The following is a 14,430-nucleotide window of genomic DNA, read 5'->3' as shown; positions in this document are numbered from 1 at the left end:
TTTATTCGCACGATTAATATAATGAATCATAAACGTCAAAACCAAAATGGCGAATATGTTGTTTCAGCATATCAATATAAGTTTGAGCCACTTGACTCAAGTCTATTTTTTTATGCTTCAGATACCCTAATGTCAACGTTTCATCAACATCAAGTGGAATAGCGACAATTTTTTCATCATTTAACTCACTACTGATAATTCCCGAGCTAATCGTATAACCATTTAATCCAATCATTAAGTTAAAGATAGTGGCCCTGTCACTAATTTGTATATGTTTTTTATGAGCTAAAGTACTCAATATTTCTTCTGAAAAATAAAAAGAATTGGTATCTCCTTGTTCATATGACAAATAAGGATACTCTTCCAAATCTTCTAATGACAAACGTGATTTTTTAGTTAATGGGTTATCCCGTCCAACAAAAACATGCGGTTTCGCGTCAAATAGTGGGATGAACTCTAAATCTTTTTCAGAAATCAGTCGCTTTAATACCGTTTTGTTGAAATCATTTAAGTAAATCACGCCCACTTCACTGCGAAATGTTTGAACGTCATTTAATGTATTCTCTGTAATGGTTTCACGCAATGTAAAATGATATTCATCTTTCCCGACTTCTCTAACTAACTCGACAAACGCATGAACCACAAACGCATAATGCTGTGCCGACACGCTAAACGTTCTTTTCCTAGTTGTATCTTGTTTAAACCGTCCATTCAACAAATTCACTTGATCCAGTATCATCCGCGAGTAATTCATAAATTCACGTCCTTCGCTTGTAAGCGTGATCCCTGTCTTACTTCGATAAAATAATTGGATATTATACTCTTTTTCTAACTCTTTCATGGCTTGTGATAAACTAGGTTGACTGATAAACAACTGTTTGGCAGCTTCATTAATTGAGCCTGTTTCTGCAATTTTTTCTAAATATTCTAATTGTTGGATACGCATAGTTACCTCCTGTACGTTATAGGTTTTACCTATTATATCATTAAACTATTATGTATTATCTATTTTTAATGATTGTTGTTACAATACATTCAACACTTAAAAAAACGGAGGGATTTTTTATGACATTATCAAAATTTCAATTAGTAGGATCGTTACTTAGACCAAAAGAGCTATTAGAATATAAAGAACAAATCGAAGTGAGAGATGATATTTTCTATCCTTTTTATGAAGAATTTCCAGGTTATCAAGACGTTGAAGCCAAAGCAATTAAAGAGGTGGTAAAAGAACAAATCGACCATGGTATTGATATCGTCACAGACGGGGAATTTTCAAAATCATTGTGGCATCTTGATTTTTTATGGGGATTAGGTGGTGTTGAACGTTTTATCGCAGACCACGGCTACGCCTTTAAAGATCATGACGGTGATCACTTTGAAACACGTAAAGATATTGGTATTCGCATTGTAGCACCATTATCTGGAAAACATCATCATTTCCTCGATATCTTTAAAAAAGTGAAACAAGACGCTGGTAAAACGCAAGCTAAGTTAACTGTTTGGGGAGCAGCTCATGCTTTTACTGAATTAACTGTATTTAATGGACTTTACGGTGACGGACAAGTGTATCAAACACAAGATGATTTAAAAAAAGGGCTCATCAATGCTTATAAAGAGTTTCTAACTGAATTCAAAGAAATTGGTGGTGAAATCGTCCAATTTGATGATTGTTTATGGACTCTCTTCTCATCAGATAATCAAGATAGCTTCTATGCTGATGGTAATGACAGTTTAGAAGATTTAGCCGATACATTTATCGCAATTAACAATGAAGTCGCAGATTTCGGACATTCACTAGGTTTAAAAGTGTGGACACATAACTGTCGCGGTAATTATCAAAGTCGCCATGCAGCTGGTGGAAGTTATCAAACCATTGCGAAAAAATTCTTAGGTGAACAACATTATGATCGCTTCTTTTTAGAGTGGGACGATGAACGTGCGGGAGATATTTCAGCACTAGAAGCATTAAAAGACAAACAAAATGTAGAAGTGGTATTGGGTTTACTATCAAGTAAAACAGCTACTTTGGATGATGAAGCAAGAATTTATCAATTACTAGAAAAAGCAAGTCAAATCTTGCCTAAAGAGAGATTGCTACTTTCTCATCAATGTGGGTTTGCTTCATGTGATTGTGGAAATGAATTAACGCAAGAACAGCAATGGGCAAAAATTGACCAAGGACAAAAAATCGCGAAAAACTTTTGGTCAGATGATTATGTGAATCAATATGAATAAACACAAAAACGAGCGAGTAAGACATGTCATATATGTGTCATTCTCTCGTTTTTGTTATCTCGATTTATTTATATTTTACCAACAATTCTTTAGGTATATGACAATAATCATTTGGACATCTATCCAATCTATCTTGATGTTCATCTGCACTTCTAACATAATTAGTAAGAGGCTTTACTTCAACAGCAATCTTATCTCTGTCCTGACGATTATTTATATAACAGGATGCCTCATTCAAATGTGCCGTTATTTCACTGTAAATCCCAGTTCTGTATTTTTCACCTTCATCTATTCCTTGTTTATTGATACTATATGGATCAATCACTTCAAACAGATACTCAACTAACTGAGTGACAGTCAATATTTTAGAATTAAACACTGTTTTAACACACTCCGCATAACCATCGTATTCGCCATCTAACGCATTAGTTAGGCCATTTACCCTTCCTGCTTCAGTTTCAATCACGCCAGGTAACGTCTTGACATATGCCTGTACACCCCAAAGGCACCCTCCTGCCAAATAAATAGTTTCCATCTTTTTCTCCTTAATTTTCAATTTAATCCAGTATTTTCTTTTCGATTATTTATGTAGATTAAGTTTACTTGGATTTTGTTGTCAGAACAAGTAACACTACTTTATTTTGATACAGTCATTTAAAATAAATTACAAAAAAACACCCTCCAAAATGGAGAGTGCTTTGATATTCTGTATAAAAACGAATTAACGTTTTGAGAATTGTGATGCTTTACGAGCTTTTTTAAGACCTGGTTTTTTACGTTCAACCATACGAGCGTCACGTGTTAATAATCCTTCACGTTTAAGCGCTCCACGGAAGTCAGGATCTACTTGTAATAATGCACGAGCAATACCATGACGAGTTGCGCCAGATTGTCCTGCATATCCACCACCATCAACGTTTACGAAAACGTCATATGCACCTTTTGTTTCAGTTAAAACAAGAGGTTGCATAATTACTTCACGTAAATCAGCATGTGGAATATATTCTTCGATGTCTTTGTTGTTCATCACTACTTTACCTGTTCCAGGTACTAAGCGTACGCGCGCAACAGATTTTTTACGACGGCCTGTGCCGATATATTGTACTTTAGCCAATCTATTTTCCTCCTTAAATTAGGTTTGTAATGTCTAATACTTCTGGTTTTTGAGCTTGTTGTTGATGTTCGTTTCCACCATAAACGAATAATTTAGACCATTGTTTACGTCCTAAAGTATTCTTTGGTAACATACCTTTGATAGAATTCTCAACTAAACGACGAGAGTTTTTATCACGTAGTTCACCAGCAGTGATAGATTTCAAACCACCTGGATGTTGGCTGTGACGGTAATATACTTTGTCAGTTGCTTTTTTACCAGTTAATTTTACTTTATCAGCATTAATTACAATTACATAATCACCAGTATCCACATGTGGTGTGAATGTTGGTTTATTTTTTCCACGTAAGATAGATGCTACAACTGTTGATAGACGTCCTAAAGGAACATCTGTTGCATCCACTACATACCATTTACGATCTACTTCGCCATTTTTGGCCATATATGTTGTACGCATGGGTGTTTTTCCTCCAATTTTCTTCTGTTGTTTGACATAACACAATAAGTTTCCGGGGCTCATCGTGGGGCAAACAATACCACTAACCATATTATCCTTATTTTGTTGATATGTCAACAAAATTCACATTATTTATGACACTTTTTCTCGCCACTATAATCGACTTTCATTAAAAATAACCCCTCAGGTTGAGCTGTTGGACCTGTCATTTTCTTGTCTTGGTTCGCTAGGGCACGTTGTATAGCGTCTTCTGGCAGTTGCCCATTACCTATTTTTAATAACGTCCCAACAAGCATTCTCACCATTTTATATAAAAATCCATTTCCTTTAAACACAAATAATAGTTCATCTTCGCCGATTTCTTCTATTGTCACGCTATAGACATTCCGTGTTTTATCTTCTACAGAACTTCCTGTCGCGCAAAATACACTAAAGTCATGTTCTCCTTCAATAAACTGAGCAGCACGTCTCATAGCGTCTAAATCGAGCTCATAATGATAGTGTGCTGCATACAACCGTTTAAATGGATTAGGTGATTTACCTGTATCAACATGATAGTGATATTCTTTGCCTGTCGCCAAGTATCTCGCATGAAAATCTTCTGTCACTTCTTCAATCGCTAAAATACTAATATCTTCTGGCGTTTGAGTATCCAATGCAAAACGTAATTTTTCAACATCTCGTTTTTGTGGCAAATCAAAATGGATTACCTGACCGACTGCATGAACCCCTGAGTCCGTTCTACCAGATGGATGGATTGTCACAGGCTTACCACTGTTCAATCTCTTTAGAGTGGCTTCTATGACTTCTTGGATGGTCACAGCATTTGGCTGAATCTGGAAACCAGCATAATTGGTTCCATCATAACTAATAATGGCTTTGTATCTTGTCATTCACTTTATCTCCTTTATTTTTTCCAATGAAAAAACGAGGCACAAGTCCTCGCTGTTTGTGTTTTAATTTCTAACTAATAATAGTACAATCGTCAATACGACGAACGATAACATAGCTAGTGTATCTGTTTTATCCCAATTTAGAACACGGTATTTCGTACGTCCTTCGCCACCACGATAACCACGTGCTTCCATCGCAATCGCTAACTCTTCTGCCCGGTTAAAACTGCTGACGAATAACGGAATTAAGAGTGGGACAATAGCTTTCATCTTATCCATTAAATTTCCTTCGCCAAAATCGACCCCACGAGCACGTTGCGCATTCATGATTTTTTCTGTCTCATCCATCAATGTTGGCACAAAACGTAACGCAATAGACAACATCAATGAAATTTCATGTGCTGGAAATTTTACTTTTTCCAATGGTTTAAGTAAATACTCAATCGCATCTGAGAGGGACAATGGTGGTGTGGTTAACGTTAAGAGTGTTGACATGAAAATAATTAACACAAAACGAGTAAAAATAAAGAACCCATTAACCAAACCAAATTGGCTAATACTTATCCAACCCCACTCAAAGTAAACATGTCCTCCTCTGGTAAAGAGGACTTGCAACCCAACTGTAAATAAAATTAACCACAATAATGGTTTAACCCCTTTAAGAAAGAAGCTTAATTTAATTTGCGACAACCAGATACAAAACAGCGTAAAAGCAAACATCACACCGAATGATAAAAAGTTATTACAAATAAAGATAATGCCAATAAAATAAAAACTCGCTAATAACTTAGCCCGGGGATCCATACGATGTACGACAGAGTCACCTGGTATGTATCGACCTAAAATCAATTTATTCATCATCTGAAAGCACCTGCCTTTTTTCAAGTATCGGTAAAAGCTCTTCAGATAATTCTTCTGCGGTTAATGGTAAGCGACTAAATTCCATCCCTTTTTTCATTAAATCAAAAGCAAATTCTGTCACTGTTGGAACGCCTAATTGTTTTTCGCGTAACCATTCTACATCATTAAAAATATCACGTGGATGTCCTTGTTTTTGAATTTTTCCTTTTTCTAAAACGACCATAAAATCAGCATATTCAGCTACGTCATCCATCAAATGTGTTACTAATATGATGCCAATGCCTTTTTCTTTATGTAACCTATAGAACATATCCATCATATCTTTTCTACCCTTTGGATCAAGTCCAGCTGTTGGTTCGTCTAAAATCAACACTTCAGGTTCCATTGCCAACACTCCCGCAATTGCCACACGTCGCATTTGTCCTCCTGAAAGATCAAACGGGGAGCGCTCAAGATAGCTATCATCTAGACCGACAAGCTCTAACATCTCACTAGCTAGACGTGCACTTTCTTCTTCAGACACACCAAAATTTTTGGGTCCAAAGGCTATATCTAAAGCAACTGTTTCATCAAATAATTGTGATTCAGGAAATTGGAACACAATTCCTACTTTTTTACGAATTGGCTTTAAATTTTTATTGCTAGTCTCAGGAGTAATCACTCGGTCTCCAATAAATACTTTCCCACTTGTTGGTTTTAGTAATGCATTCAAATGTTGCAACAAGGTTGATTTCCCACTACCAGTATGACCAACAATCGCACTGTAGCTATTACTTGGAATGTCTAAGTTAATATCAAACAAAACACGTTGCTCAAAAGGGCTATTAGGTTGATATGTAAAATCTACTTTCTCAAACCGTATGTCCATAGCCATTCCACCAATCCTTCCCTTGTCAAATACTCATTTGGTACATCAATTCCTTTTTTACGCAATGACGCTTTTAATTTTTCGGGAAATGGTATATCTAACCCCATCCCAATTAATGCCTCACCATGAGAAAATATTTCTTCCGGTGTTCCTTCATGGATAATCTCACCTTGCTTCATTACAAGAACACGATTAGCATAAGCAGCTTCATCAATATCATGTGTAATCGAGATAACTGTTAAATTTGTTTCTTCTTTCAATGCACGAATCGTTTCAATCACATCTTGTCTACCTTGTGGATCAAGCATAGATGTTGCCTCGTCTAAAATAATCACGTCAGGCGCTAAGGCAATCACCCCCGCAATAGCAACACGTTGCTTTTGTCCTCCAGACAATCTAGCTGGTTCTTTTATCTTAAAATCAGACATCCGAACTCTCTCAAGCGCGTTGTTGACCCTTACAATCATCTCATCACGAGGTACCCCTTGATTTTCTAAACCAAAAGCCACATCATCTTCAACGGTTGAGCCGACAAATTGGTTGTCAGGATTTTGGAACACCATCCCAACCATTTTACGGATATCCCAAATATTTTCTTCCGTTAATAATTCACCGTTTACTTTTATTTCACCAGATTCCGGTGAAATTAAACCATTAATGGTTTTTGCTAAGGTAGACTTACCTGATCCATTATGACCAATTAACGCTACCCATTCACCTTTATTAATGGTAAGTGATACATCATTTAACGCTTTATGTTCCTGTCCATAATATTGGAAGGATATATTATTTAATTCAATTAAGGGATTTTTCATTTTACTGCCTTCCTTAAATAACGTCATATTAATTTTTAAAAAATGCTTCTTTCTAAACTCAAACTTTTTGAGGATACAAAGAAACATTTTTATGTATAATAACCATTTATCATAAATGATGATATAAAAAAAGCACTTTATATGATGAGCGCAAGTCCTCTATCATAAAAGACAGAGGACTGCACCGAGCTAGACTCGGAGAAAACTCTCCAACATCATAACACTCTAAAAAGATCATCTATAAAGTGATGCAATTATCAAAATTAAACAAGTTCAATGATAACCATTGGTGCTGCGTCTCCACGGCGTTGTCCTTTTTTAAGGATACGTGTGTAACCACCTTGACGGTCAGCATAACGAGGTCCTAAGTCATTGAATAATTTTTGTAAAGCACTTTCTTCAATGATAGTTTCTTCTTTTTCGTCTAAACGATCATCTAAGTATTCGTTTCTTACGAATGCTGCTGCTTGACGACGAGCATGAAGATCCCCACGTTTACCTAAAGTAATCATTTTTTCAGTTGTTGAACGGATTTCTTTTGCACGAGCTTCAGTTGTCTCAATGCGTTCATTGATAATTAAATCAGTTGTTAAATCACGTAACATTGCTTTTCGTTGGCTGCTTGTGCGACCTAATTTACGATAACTCACGTCGTGTTCCCTCCTTTAATCGGTTTAGATTAGTCCTCTTGGCGTAATCCTAGAGAAAGATCGGCTAATTTAGCTTTAACTTCTTCAAGTGATTTACGTCCTAAGTTACGAACTTTAATCATTTCTGCTTCTGATTTATTTGTTAATTCTTGTAAAGTGTTGATGCCTGCGCGTTTCAAACAGTTATAAGAACGAACTGATAAATCAAGCTCTTCGATTGTTGTTTCTAACATTTTTTCTTTTTGTGTTTCTTCTTTTTCAATCATGATTTCGGCATTTTTTGCTTCATCAGTCAAGTTAACAAAAATATCTAAATGCTCAGTCAAGATTTTAGCAGATAAACTGATAGCTTCTTGTGGAGCGATAGATCCATCTGTCCAGACATCTAAAGTTAGTTTGTCGTAATCATCACGACGCCCAACACGTGTATTTTCTACTTGATAGTTTACACGATTAACTGGCGTGTAGATAGAGTCCACTGGTAATACACCAATAGGCATATCTTCACTTTTATTTTCTTCTGCTTGTACATAACCACGTCCTGGCTTAACAGTTAAGCTTGCACGGAAAGTCGCACCTTCAGCAACGCTACAAATGAATAAATCCTTATTCATAATTTCAACATCACTGTCAGTAAGAATATCTCCAGCAGTCACGTCAGCTGGGCCAGTTATATCAATTTCAAGTGTCTTTTCTTCATCAGCATAAAGCTTTAAAGCAAGTCCCTTGATATTTAGAATAATTTGAGTGACATCCTCACGTACACCTTTGACAGTTGAAAATTCATGCAACACACCATCGATTTGTAAATTAGTGATGGCAGCCCCTGGTAGAGACGATAATAAAATACGGCGTAAAGAGTTACCTAAAGTCGTACCATATCCTCTTTCAAGTGGTTCGATGACGAACTTGCCATAATCTCTATCTTCATCGATTTTTGTGATTCTTGGTTTCTCAAATTCAATCATTCTTGTCTATACCCCTTTCAAAACGAAAGTGTCTTGTTCAATGTCGCTATAATTCCTATCCAATGAATAAACTCTCACTAAACACGACGGCGTTTTGGAGGGCGACATCCATTATGTGGAACTGGAGTAACGTCACGAATTGCTGTCACTTCTAATCCTGTTGCTTGTAATGAACGAATAGCTGCTTCACGACCAGAACCAGGTCCTTTTACAGTTACGTCAACAGTTTTCAAGCCATGTTCCATAGCTGCTTTTGCTGCAGTTTCAGCTGCCATTTGAGCTGCGAATGGAGTTGCTTTTTTACTACCTTTAAATCCTAATGAACCTGCAGATGACCATGCAATTGCATTTCCATGTACGTCAGTTAACATTACGATTGTATTATTGAATGTAGAGTGGATATGTGCCACACCTGCTTCAATATTTTTTTTCACTCGGCGTTTTCTTGAAACTTTTTTTGCTACCATGAAGCTTTAAACCTCCTTCACTCTAATCTTATTTTTTCTTGCCAGCGATTGAACGAGCTGGTCCTTTTCTAGTACGAGCATTGTTTTTTGTGTTTTGACCACGAGTTGGCAAACCACGACGATGACGCATACCTCTATATGAACCAATTTCCATCAAACGTTTGATGTTTAAGTTCACTTCACGACGTAAGTCACCTTCAACTTTTAATTTATCTACTGCAGCACGGATGCTATCAGTTTGTTCGTTAGTTAAATCGCGCACACGAATATCTTCAGAAACTCCTGCTTCTTTTAAGATTTCTTGAGAAGTTTTCTTTCCAATACCGTAAATGTAAGTAAGCGAAATAACAACACGTTTATCACGAGGAATATCTACACCTGCAATACGAGCCATTATTCGTTACACCTCCTTTATCCTTGACGTTGTTTATGTTTTGGGTTTTCACAGATAACCATAACTCGACCTTTACGACGAATTATTTTGCATTTTTCACAAATTGGTTTTACTGATGGTCTTACTTTCATGATTATACCTCCTTGAATTTTACGGAGTACAATTATTTAAAGCGGTAAGTAATACGACCGCGAGTTAAATCATATGGAGATAACTCAACAGTTACTTTGTCACCAGGTAAAATACGAATGTAATGCATTCTGATCTTTCCTGATACGTGAGCCAAAATAACATGGCCATTTTCTAATTCAACTTTAAACATTGCATTCGGCAAAGTTTCGACGACTGTACCTTCGATTTCAATCATATCTTCTTTCGCCACAACTAGTACCTCCTTATACAGTGTTTGCATCTGACAATTGACAAAAATAGTACTCACACCTATTTCATTTCAACTTTTGTATTATAGCATAAAAGCTATACAAAGAAAAGATACCTACATCAATTCAATGAAAAAAATGCGGGTAAGAAATAGTGAGTGACATAGAATAGATAACTAGATGAGCATTCTAATTGGCTTTATCTATGATTGATTTCACATCTTCAAAAACAGCATCAATATCGCGATCTCCATCAATAGTGTGTAATACACCTTTATCTTGGTAATACGATAAAATTGGTTCGCTATTTTTAATGTTAACTTCTAGACGATTCTTAACTGTCTCAGGCTTGTCATCTTCTCTTTGATAAAAATCATGACCACCACAACGATCACAAGTACCTTCCACTTTTGGTGGATTGTTTGTTTTGTGATAAGTTGCGCCACAACTTCTACAAATGATACGACCAGCAAGACGGTCAACTAATACATCTTCTGCTACATGGATGTTTAGAACATCATCTACTTTTTTACCTAACTCCTCTAAAATTGTATCTAATTCTTCTGCTTGAGCTAGTGTACGAGGAAATCCATCTAATAAAAATCCTTTTTCTGTATCAGCTTGTGATAAACGATCTTTTACAATCCCGTTTGTCACAGAATCCGGAACTAATTCACCTTTATCGATATAAGATTTTGCTTCTTTACCAAGAGGTGTTTCATTCTTCATTGCTTCACGGAACATATCTCCAGTAGAAATATGCGGGATTTCATAAACATCGACGATTCTTTCCGCTTGAGTACCTTTACCTGCTCCTGGCAACCCCATTAGGATGAGATTCATTTGTTTTCCTCCTTAAGTTCGAGAAAAGTGCTGAGGTAAAACCTCAACACACACTCTTACTCTCTGATAAAACCAGTGTACTGACGCTTCAACAATAACCCTTCAAGCTGTTTATTTGTTTCAAGAGCCACACTAATGACAATCAGTAAACTTGTTCCTCCCAATCCAATTGATTGAGGTAAGCCCCAAATATTTTGCGCAATAATTGGTAGAATTGCCACTAATCCTAAGAAGACAGATCCAACAACACTTAATCTCATTAATAAAGACGAAATGAATTTTTCTGTTTCTTGGCCAGGTCGTACACTTGGAATATAACTTCCTTGCTTCTGCAAATTCTCAGCTACTTTCTCAGGATTAACCTGAACAAAGGCATAGAAGAATGTAAAAGCAACAATCATAATTGTATAAAGTATTCCACCTGGGATAGTTGAATAATCAAACAATGTTGTCAACACGTCAAACCAACCTTTTCCACCTTGTGTTGTTTTAAAGGCAGTCAAAATAGCTTGTGGTGTTGCAATAATTGAGCTGGCAAAGATTACAGGAATAACTCCTGCCGCATTTACTTTTAATGGTAAATAACTACTTTGTGGTGCGCCAGCTACGCGTTTTGTATATTGAATTGGTATCTTTCTTTCTGCTTGTTGCACATAAGTTACCATAACTACTACTAAAAGAATAGCAATAACTAAAGCAAGTATGAATAATACAGATTTCCACATATCAGATTTATCAATATTGACAAAATAGTCTACATAGATTTCTTTGATGCTTGATGGGAATCTGGCGATGATCCCAGCAAAGATAATCATTGAGACACCATTTCCAATTCCTTTTTCAGATATTTGCTCCCCCATCCAAGTAACTAACATGGTACCAGCTGTTAAGATGATTCCGATACTTACATACGTAAATACACTTGGACTTTTCACTAGTCCGGCATTTGCATACAGGTTAAAACCAGCTGTGATAGCAATAGATTGAACAAAACCTAACACCAACGTAATATAACGTGTTGCTTGGTTTAATTTTCTACGTCCTACCTCTCCTTGTTTTGACCATTCAACAAATTTCGGTACGATATCCATTTGAAGTAATTGAACAATAATAGATGCAGTAATGTATGGCGATACCCCCATTGCGAACAATGAGAATCTCTCCATGGCATTACCACTGACCGTGTTGAACATCGCCATTAAAGCTAAATCATTAAGATTTGTTAATGCTTTTGCGTCAACACCAGGTACTGTAATATGTGCTCCAACTCTAAACGCGAAGAGAATGAAAAGTGTAAAAAATATCTTATTACGGATATTTTCTATCTTAAACGAATCCTTCAACAGCTTAAACATTAGATCACCTCAACTGACCCACCAGCTGCTTCAATTGCAGTTTTTGCAGATTCAGAGAATTTAGCTGCTTTCACAGTTAATTTTTTAGTTAATTCACCATTACCTAAAACTTTGATTCCTGATTTTTCGTTTTTAACGATTCCTGCTTCAATTAAAGTAGTTGGTGTTACTTCAGTACCATCTTCAAAACGATTTAACACGTCTAAGTTGATTACTGCATAATCTTTACGGTTAATGTTAGTAAATCCACGTTTTGGTAAACGACGGAATAAAGGAGTTTGTCCCCCTTCAAAACCTAAACGTACACCACCACCTGAACGTGATTTTTGACCTTTTTGTCCACGACCTGATGTTTTACCGTTACCAGATGATGATCCACGACCTACACGATTACGTACATGTCTTGATCCTTCTGCCGGATGTAACTCATGAAGTTTCATATATTCGGCACCTCCTTAAAAATAGTCTACCTACAAATTACACTTAAATTTCTTCAACGTCCACTAAATGAGATATAGTGTTAACCATTCCTTTAATTGCTTCGTTGTTTGGTTTAACAACTGTAGAATTAGTTTTTTTCAAGCCTAAAGCTTTCACTGTATCGCGTTGGTTTTGAGGACGTCCAATGATACTACGTTTTAAAGTAATTTTTAATTCGCTCATTTTTGGTCCCCCTTATCCGATTAGTTCGTCAACAGAAATGCCTCTAAGTTCAGCCACTTCTTCTGCACGTTTTAGTCTACTTAATCCTTCAACAGTTGCACGAACAACGTTGACAGGTGTGTTTGATCCTAAAGATTTACTTGTAATATCAGAAATACCCGCTAACTCAAGGACGGCACGTACTGGTCCACCAGCAGCAACCCCAGAACCGGCTACAGCAGGTTTCATAAGGATACGTCCACCACAGAATGATCCGATCACTTCGTGAGGAATTGTTGAGCCTACCATTGGTACTTCGATTAAGTTTTTCTTAGCATCTTCTACTGCTTTACGAATTGCTTCAGGTACTTCTTGAGCTTTACCAGTACCAAATCCAACGTGACCATTTCTATCTCCAACTACTACTAAAGCAGCAAAGCGTAGACGACGTCCACCTTTAACAACTTTAGATACGCGGTTAATAGCTACTACGCGGTCTTCTAAGTCGAATTGTCTAGCATCTAAATTAGCCATGAATGGTGTTCCTCCTTTTCCTAAAATTCTAGTCCATTTTCACGTGCTGCTTCAGCTAATGCAGCTACACGTCCATGGTAAAGGTATCCACCACGGTCAAAGACTACTTCTTTAATACCTTTTTCTGTTGCTTTTTTAGCGATTGAAGCTCCTACAGCTGTAGCTGCTTCAGTTTTGTTTTCTCCTGCGATATCTTTATCAACAGTAGAGGCACTTGCAAGTGTCACACCCGCTACGTCATCAATTAATTGAGCGTAGATGTTTTTGTTAGAACGGAATACGTTCAAGCGTGGGCACTCGGCAGTACCAGAGATTTTACTACGTACGCGACGATGTCTTTTTTGGCGCACTTTATTTTTATCTGGTTTTGAAATCACACTTGTCACCTCATTAATTTATTTGTTATTTACCAGTTTTACCTTCTTTACGTCTTACGTGTTCGCCAACATAGCGAATACCTTTACCTTTGTAAGGTTCAGGAGGACGTACTCCACGAATGTTTGCTGAAAGTTCACCAACAACTTCTTTGTTAGACCCTTTAACAACAACTTGTGTATTTGAAGGAACTTCAATTGTGATGCCTTCTGGTGTTTCAAACTCAACTGGATGTGAATATCCAACGTTTAAAACAAGTTTTTTACCTTGTAATTGAGCACGGTAACCAACCCCGATTAGTTCAAGAGCTTTTTCAAACCCTTCACTAACACCAACAACCATGTTGTTTAAGTTAGCACGCATTGTACCATGTAAGGTTTTGTTTTCTTTAGTATCATCAGGACGAGTTAAGACAACTTCACCTTCTGAAATGTTTAACGTAATATTTGGTGAAAACTCACGAGTTAATTCACCTTTTGGACCTTTAACCGTAACAGTGTTTCCTGATTGTGTTACTGTAACACCTGCAGGAACTACGACTGGTTTATTTCCGATACGACTCACTCTAGGCCACCT

At 36.7% G+C, this 14,430-nt stretch carries 22 protein-coding genes; 1 reads left to right on the top strand and 21 read right to left on the bottom strand.

The features are described 5' to 3' along the window. Window positions 1–13 precede the first annotated feature (13 nt). Window positions 14–946: a LysR family transcriptional regulator gene (locus G314FT_RS03075; protein ID WP_257701990.1), complete on the bottom strand. Its 933-nt coding sequence runs from the start codon at window positions 944–946 to the stop codon at window positions 14–16. A 119-nt stretch (window positions 947–1,065) separates the two neighbouring features. On the opposite strand from G314FT_RS03075, the gene G314FT_RS03070 reads away from it, so the two are divergent. Continuing rightward, the gene (locus G314FT_RS03070) at window positions 1,066–2,238 is read left to right on the top strand and encodes a cobalamin-independent methionine synthase II family protein (protein ID WP_257701989.1); all 1,173 of its coding nucleotides are present in this window, start codon (window positions 1,066–1,068) and stop codon (window positions 2,236–2,238) included. A 64-nt stretch (window positions 2,239–2,302) separates the two neighbouring features. Here G314FT_RS03070 and G314FT_RS03065 read toward each other — a convergent pair whose 3' ends face one another. The 20 genes from G314FT_RS03065 to rplF form a co-directional block, all read right to left on the bottom strand. Then, on the bottom strand, window positions 2,303–2,773 hold the full coding sequence (locus tag G314FT_RS03065) for a peptide-methionine (S)-S-oxide reductase (protein WP_257701988.1): 471 nt from the start codon (window positions 2,771–2,773) through the stop codon (window positions 2,303–2,305). A gap of 186 nt (window positions 2,774–2,959) precedes the next feature. Next, window positions 2,960–3,352: a 30S ribosomal protein S9 gene (gene rpsI / locus G314FT_RS03060; RefSeq protein ID WP_257701987.1), complete on the bottom strand. Its 393-nt coding sequence runs from the start codon at window positions 3,350–3,352 to the stop codon at window positions 2,960–2,962. Between the two features lie 13 nt (window positions 3,353–3,365). Then, on the bottom strand, window positions 3,366–3,809 hold the full coding sequence (rplM, locus tag G314FT_RS03055) for a 50S ribosomal protein L13 (RefSeq protein WP_257701986.1): 444 nt from the start codon (window positions 3,807–3,809) through the stop codon (window positions 3,366–3,368). A 128-nt stretch (window positions 3,810–3,937) separates the two neighbouring features. Next, a complete protein-coding gene (truA, locus tag G314FT_RS03050) occupies window positions 3,938–4,702 on the bottom strand; it encodes a tRNA pseudouridine(38-40) synthase TruA (RefSeq protein ID WP_257701985.1) in 765 nt (254 codons plus the stop codon). A gap of 63 nt (window positions 4,703–4,765) precedes the next feature. Continuing rightward, window positions 4,766–5,563: an energy-coupling factor transporter transmembrane component T family protein gene (locus tag G314FT_RS03045; protein WP_257701984.1), complete on the bottom strand. Its 798-nt coding sequence runs from the start codon at window positions 5,561–5,563 to the stop codon at window positions 4,766–4,768. Beyond that, on the bottom strand, window positions 5,553–6,431 hold the full coding sequence (locus G314FT_RS03040; protein WP_257701983.1) for an energy-coupling factor ABC transporter ATP-binding protein: 879 nt from the start codon (window positions 6,429–6,431) through the stop codon (window positions 5,553–5,555). The genes G314FT_RS03045 and G314FT_RS03040 overlap by 11 nt, the downstream gene beginning before the upstream one ends. Then, window positions 6,407–7,246, bottom strand: coding sequence for an energy-coupling factor ABC transporter ATP-binding protein (locus G314FT_RS03035; RefSeq protein WP_257701982.1), 840 nt, complete (start codon window positions 7,244–7,246; stop codon window positions 6,407–6,409). The genes G314FT_RS03040 and G314FT_RS03035 overlap by 25 nt, the downstream gene beginning before the upstream one ends. Before the next feature lie 263 nt (window positions 7,247–7,509). Continuing rightward, window positions 7,510–7,896, bottom strand: a complete 387-nt coding sequence (gene rplQ / locus G314FT_RS03030) for a 50S ribosomal protein L17 (RefSeq protein ID WP_257701981.1) — start codon at window positions 7,894–7,896, stop codon at window positions 7,510–7,512. Window positions 7,897–7,925: 29 nt separating this feature from the next. Further along, window positions 7,926–8,864 (bottom strand): DNA-directed RNA polymerase subunit alpha, encoded by a 939-nt coding sequence (locus G314FT_RS03025; protein WP_071457741.1) that lies wholly within the window; start codon window positions 8,862–8,864, stop codon window positions 7,926–7,928. A gap of 77 nt (window positions 8,865–8,941) precedes the next feature. Continuing rightward, window positions 8,942–9,331, bottom strand: coding sequence for a 30S ribosomal protein S11 (gene rpsK, locus G314FT_RS03020; RefSeq protein WP_071457742.1), 390 nt, complete (start codon window positions 9,329–9,331; stop codon window positions 8,942–8,944). Window positions 9,332–9,359: 28 nt separating this feature from the next. After that, window positions 9,360–9,725: a 30S ribosomal protein S13 gene (gene rpsM, locus G314FT_RS03015; RefSeq protein ID WP_071457743.1), complete on the bottom strand. Its 366-nt coding sequence runs from the start codon at window positions 9,723–9,725 to the stop codon at window positions 9,360–9,362. Window positions 9,726–9,742: 17 nt separating this feature from the next. After that, on the bottom strand, window positions 9,743–9,856 hold the full coding sequence (gene rpmJ / locus G314FT_RS03010; protein WP_071457744.1) for a 50S ribosomal protein L36: 114 nt from the start codon (window positions 9,854–9,856) through the stop codon (window positions 9,743–9,745). A 32-nt stretch (window positions 9,857–9,888) separates the two neighbouring features. Next, window positions 9,889–10,107 (bottom strand): translation initiation factor IF-1, encoded by a 219-nt coding sequence (infA, locus tag G314FT_RS03005; protein ID WP_071457745.1) that lies wholly within the window; start codon window positions 10,105–10,107, stop codon window positions 9,889–9,891. A gap of 187 nt (window positions 10,108–10,294) precedes the next feature. Beyond that, window positions 10,295–10,948, bottom strand: coding sequence for an adenylate kinase (locus G314FT_RS03000; RefSeq protein ID WP_257701980.1), 654 nt, complete (start codon window positions 10,946–10,948; stop codon window positions 10,295–10,297). Between the two features lie 56 nt (window positions 10,949–11,004). Further along, complete coding sequence (gene secY, locus G314FT_RS02995) at window positions 11,005–12,303, bottom strand: preprotein translocase subunit SecY (protein WP_257701979.1); 1,299 nt, start codon at window positions 12,301–12,303, stop codon at window positions 11,005–11,007. Further along, entirely contained in the window at window positions 12,303–12,743 is a 441-nt protein-coding gene (gene rplO / locus G314FT_RS02990) for a 50S ribosomal protein L15 (RefSeq protein ID WP_117973936.1), read from the bottom strand. Before rplO ends, secY begins: the two co-directional genes overlap by 1 nt. Before the next feature lie 43 nt (window positions 12,744–12,786). Next, window positions 12,787–12,966, bottom strand: coding sequence for a 50S ribosomal protein L30 (rpmD, locus tag G314FT_RS02985; protein WP_117973938.1), 180 nt, complete (start codon window positions 12,964–12,966; stop codon window positions 12,787–12,789). A gap of 12 nt (window positions 12,967–12,978) precedes the next feature. Then, window positions 12,979–13,479, bottom strand: a complete 501-nt coding sequence (gene rpsE / locus G314FT_RS02980; RefSeq protein WP_071457750.1) for a 30S ribosomal protein S5 — start codon at window positions 13,477–13,479, stop codon at window positions 12,979–12,981. Between the two features lie 20 nt (window positions 13,480–13,499). After that, window positions 13,500–13,856: a 50S ribosomal protein L18 gene (rplR, locus tag G314FT_RS02975; protein ID WP_071457751.1), complete on the bottom strand. Its 357-nt coding sequence runs from the start codon at window positions 13,854–13,856 to the stop codon at window positions 13,500–13,502. Between the two features lie 25 nt (window positions 13,857–13,881). Next, entirely contained in the window at window positions 13,882–14,418 is a 537-nt protein-coding gene (rplF, locus tag G314FT_RS02970; protein WP_257701978.1) for a 50S ribosomal protein L6, read from the bottom strand. Window positions 14,419–14,430 lie beyond the last annotated feature (12 nt).

Source organism: Vagococcus luciliae (assembly GCF_024637875.1).
Taxonomy (GTDB): domain Bacteria; phylum Bacillota; class Bacilli; order Lactobacillales; family Vagococcaceae; genus Vagococcus; species Vagococcus luciliae.
This window is presented reverse-complemented; position numbering and strand designations above follow the sequence as displayed.

What these genes read in the sequence shown, in the direction of transcription:
- rplM (WP_257701986.1), bottom strand. Translation starts at nt 3,809, where the DNA reads ATGCGTACAACATATATGGCCAAAAATGGCGAAGTAGATCGTAAATGG.
- G314FT_RS03040 (WP_257701983.1), bottom strand. Translation starts at nt 6,431, where the DNA reads ATGGACATACGGTTTGAGAAAGTAGATTTTACATATCAACCTAATAGC.
- G314FT_RS03000 (WP_257701980.1), bottom strand. Translation starts at nt 10,948, where the DNA reads ATGAATCTCATCCTAATGGGGTTGCCAGGAGCAGGTAAAGGTACTCAA.
- G314FT_RS03035 (WP_257701982.1), bottom strand. Translation starts at nt 7,246, where the DNA reads ATGAAAAATCCCTTAATTGAATTAAATAATATATCCTTCCAATATTAT.
- rpsK (WP_071457742.1), bottom strand. Translation starts at nt 9,331, where the DNA reads ATGGTAGCAAAAAAAGTTTCAAGAAAACGCCGAGTGAAAAAAAATATT.
- rpmJ (WP_071457744.1), bottom strand. Translation starts at nt 9,856, where the DNA reads ATGAAAGTAAGACCATCAGTAAAACCAATTTGTGAAAAATGCAAAATA.
- truA (WP_257701985.1), bottom strand. Translation starts at nt 4,702, where the DNA reads ATGACAAGATACAAAGCCATTATTAGTTATGATGGAACCAATTATGCT.
- rpmD (WP_117973938.1), bottom strand. Translation starts at nt 12,966, where the DNA reads ATGAGCGAATTAAAAATTACTTTAAAACGTAGTATCATTGGACGTCCT.
- rplO (WP_117973936.1), bottom strand. Translation starts at nt 12,743, where the DNA reads ATGAAACTTCATGAGTTACATCCGGCAGAAGGATCAAGACATGTACGT.
- rpsM (WP_071457743.1), bottom strand. Translation starts at nt 9,725, where the DNA reads ATGGCTCGTATTGCAGGTGTAGATATTCCTCGTGATAAACGTGTTGTT.
- rpsE (WP_071457750.1), bottom strand. Translation starts at nt 13,479, where the DNA reads ATGGCTAATTTAGATGCTAGACAATTCGACTTAGAAGACCGCGTAGTA.
- G314FT_RS03070 (WP_257701989.1), top strand. Translation starts at nt 1,066, where the DNA reads ATGACATTATCAAAATTTCAATTAGTAGGATCGTTACTTAGACCAAAA.
- G314FT_RS03045 (WP_257701984.1), bottom strand. Translation starts at nt 5,563, where the DNA reads ATGATGAATAAATTGATTTTAGGTCGATACATACCAGGTGACTCTGTC.
- G314FT_RS03065 (WP_257701988.1), bottom strand. Translation starts at nt 2,773, where the DNA reads ATGGAAACTATTTATTTGGCAGGAGGGTGCCTTTGGGGTGTACAGGCA.
- G314FT_RS03075 (WP_257701990.1), bottom strand. Translation starts at nt 946, where the DNA reads ATGCGTATCCAACAATTAGAATATTTAGAAAAAATTGCAGAAACAGGC.
- G314FT_RS03025 (WP_071457741.1), bottom strand. Translation starts at nt 8,864, where the DNA reads ATGATTGAATTTGAGAAACCAAGAATCACAAAAATCGATGAAGATAGA.
- secY (WP_257701979.1), bottom strand. Translation starts at nt 12,303, where the DNA reads ATGTTTAAGCTGTTGAAGGATTCGTTTAAGATAGAAAATATCCGTAAT.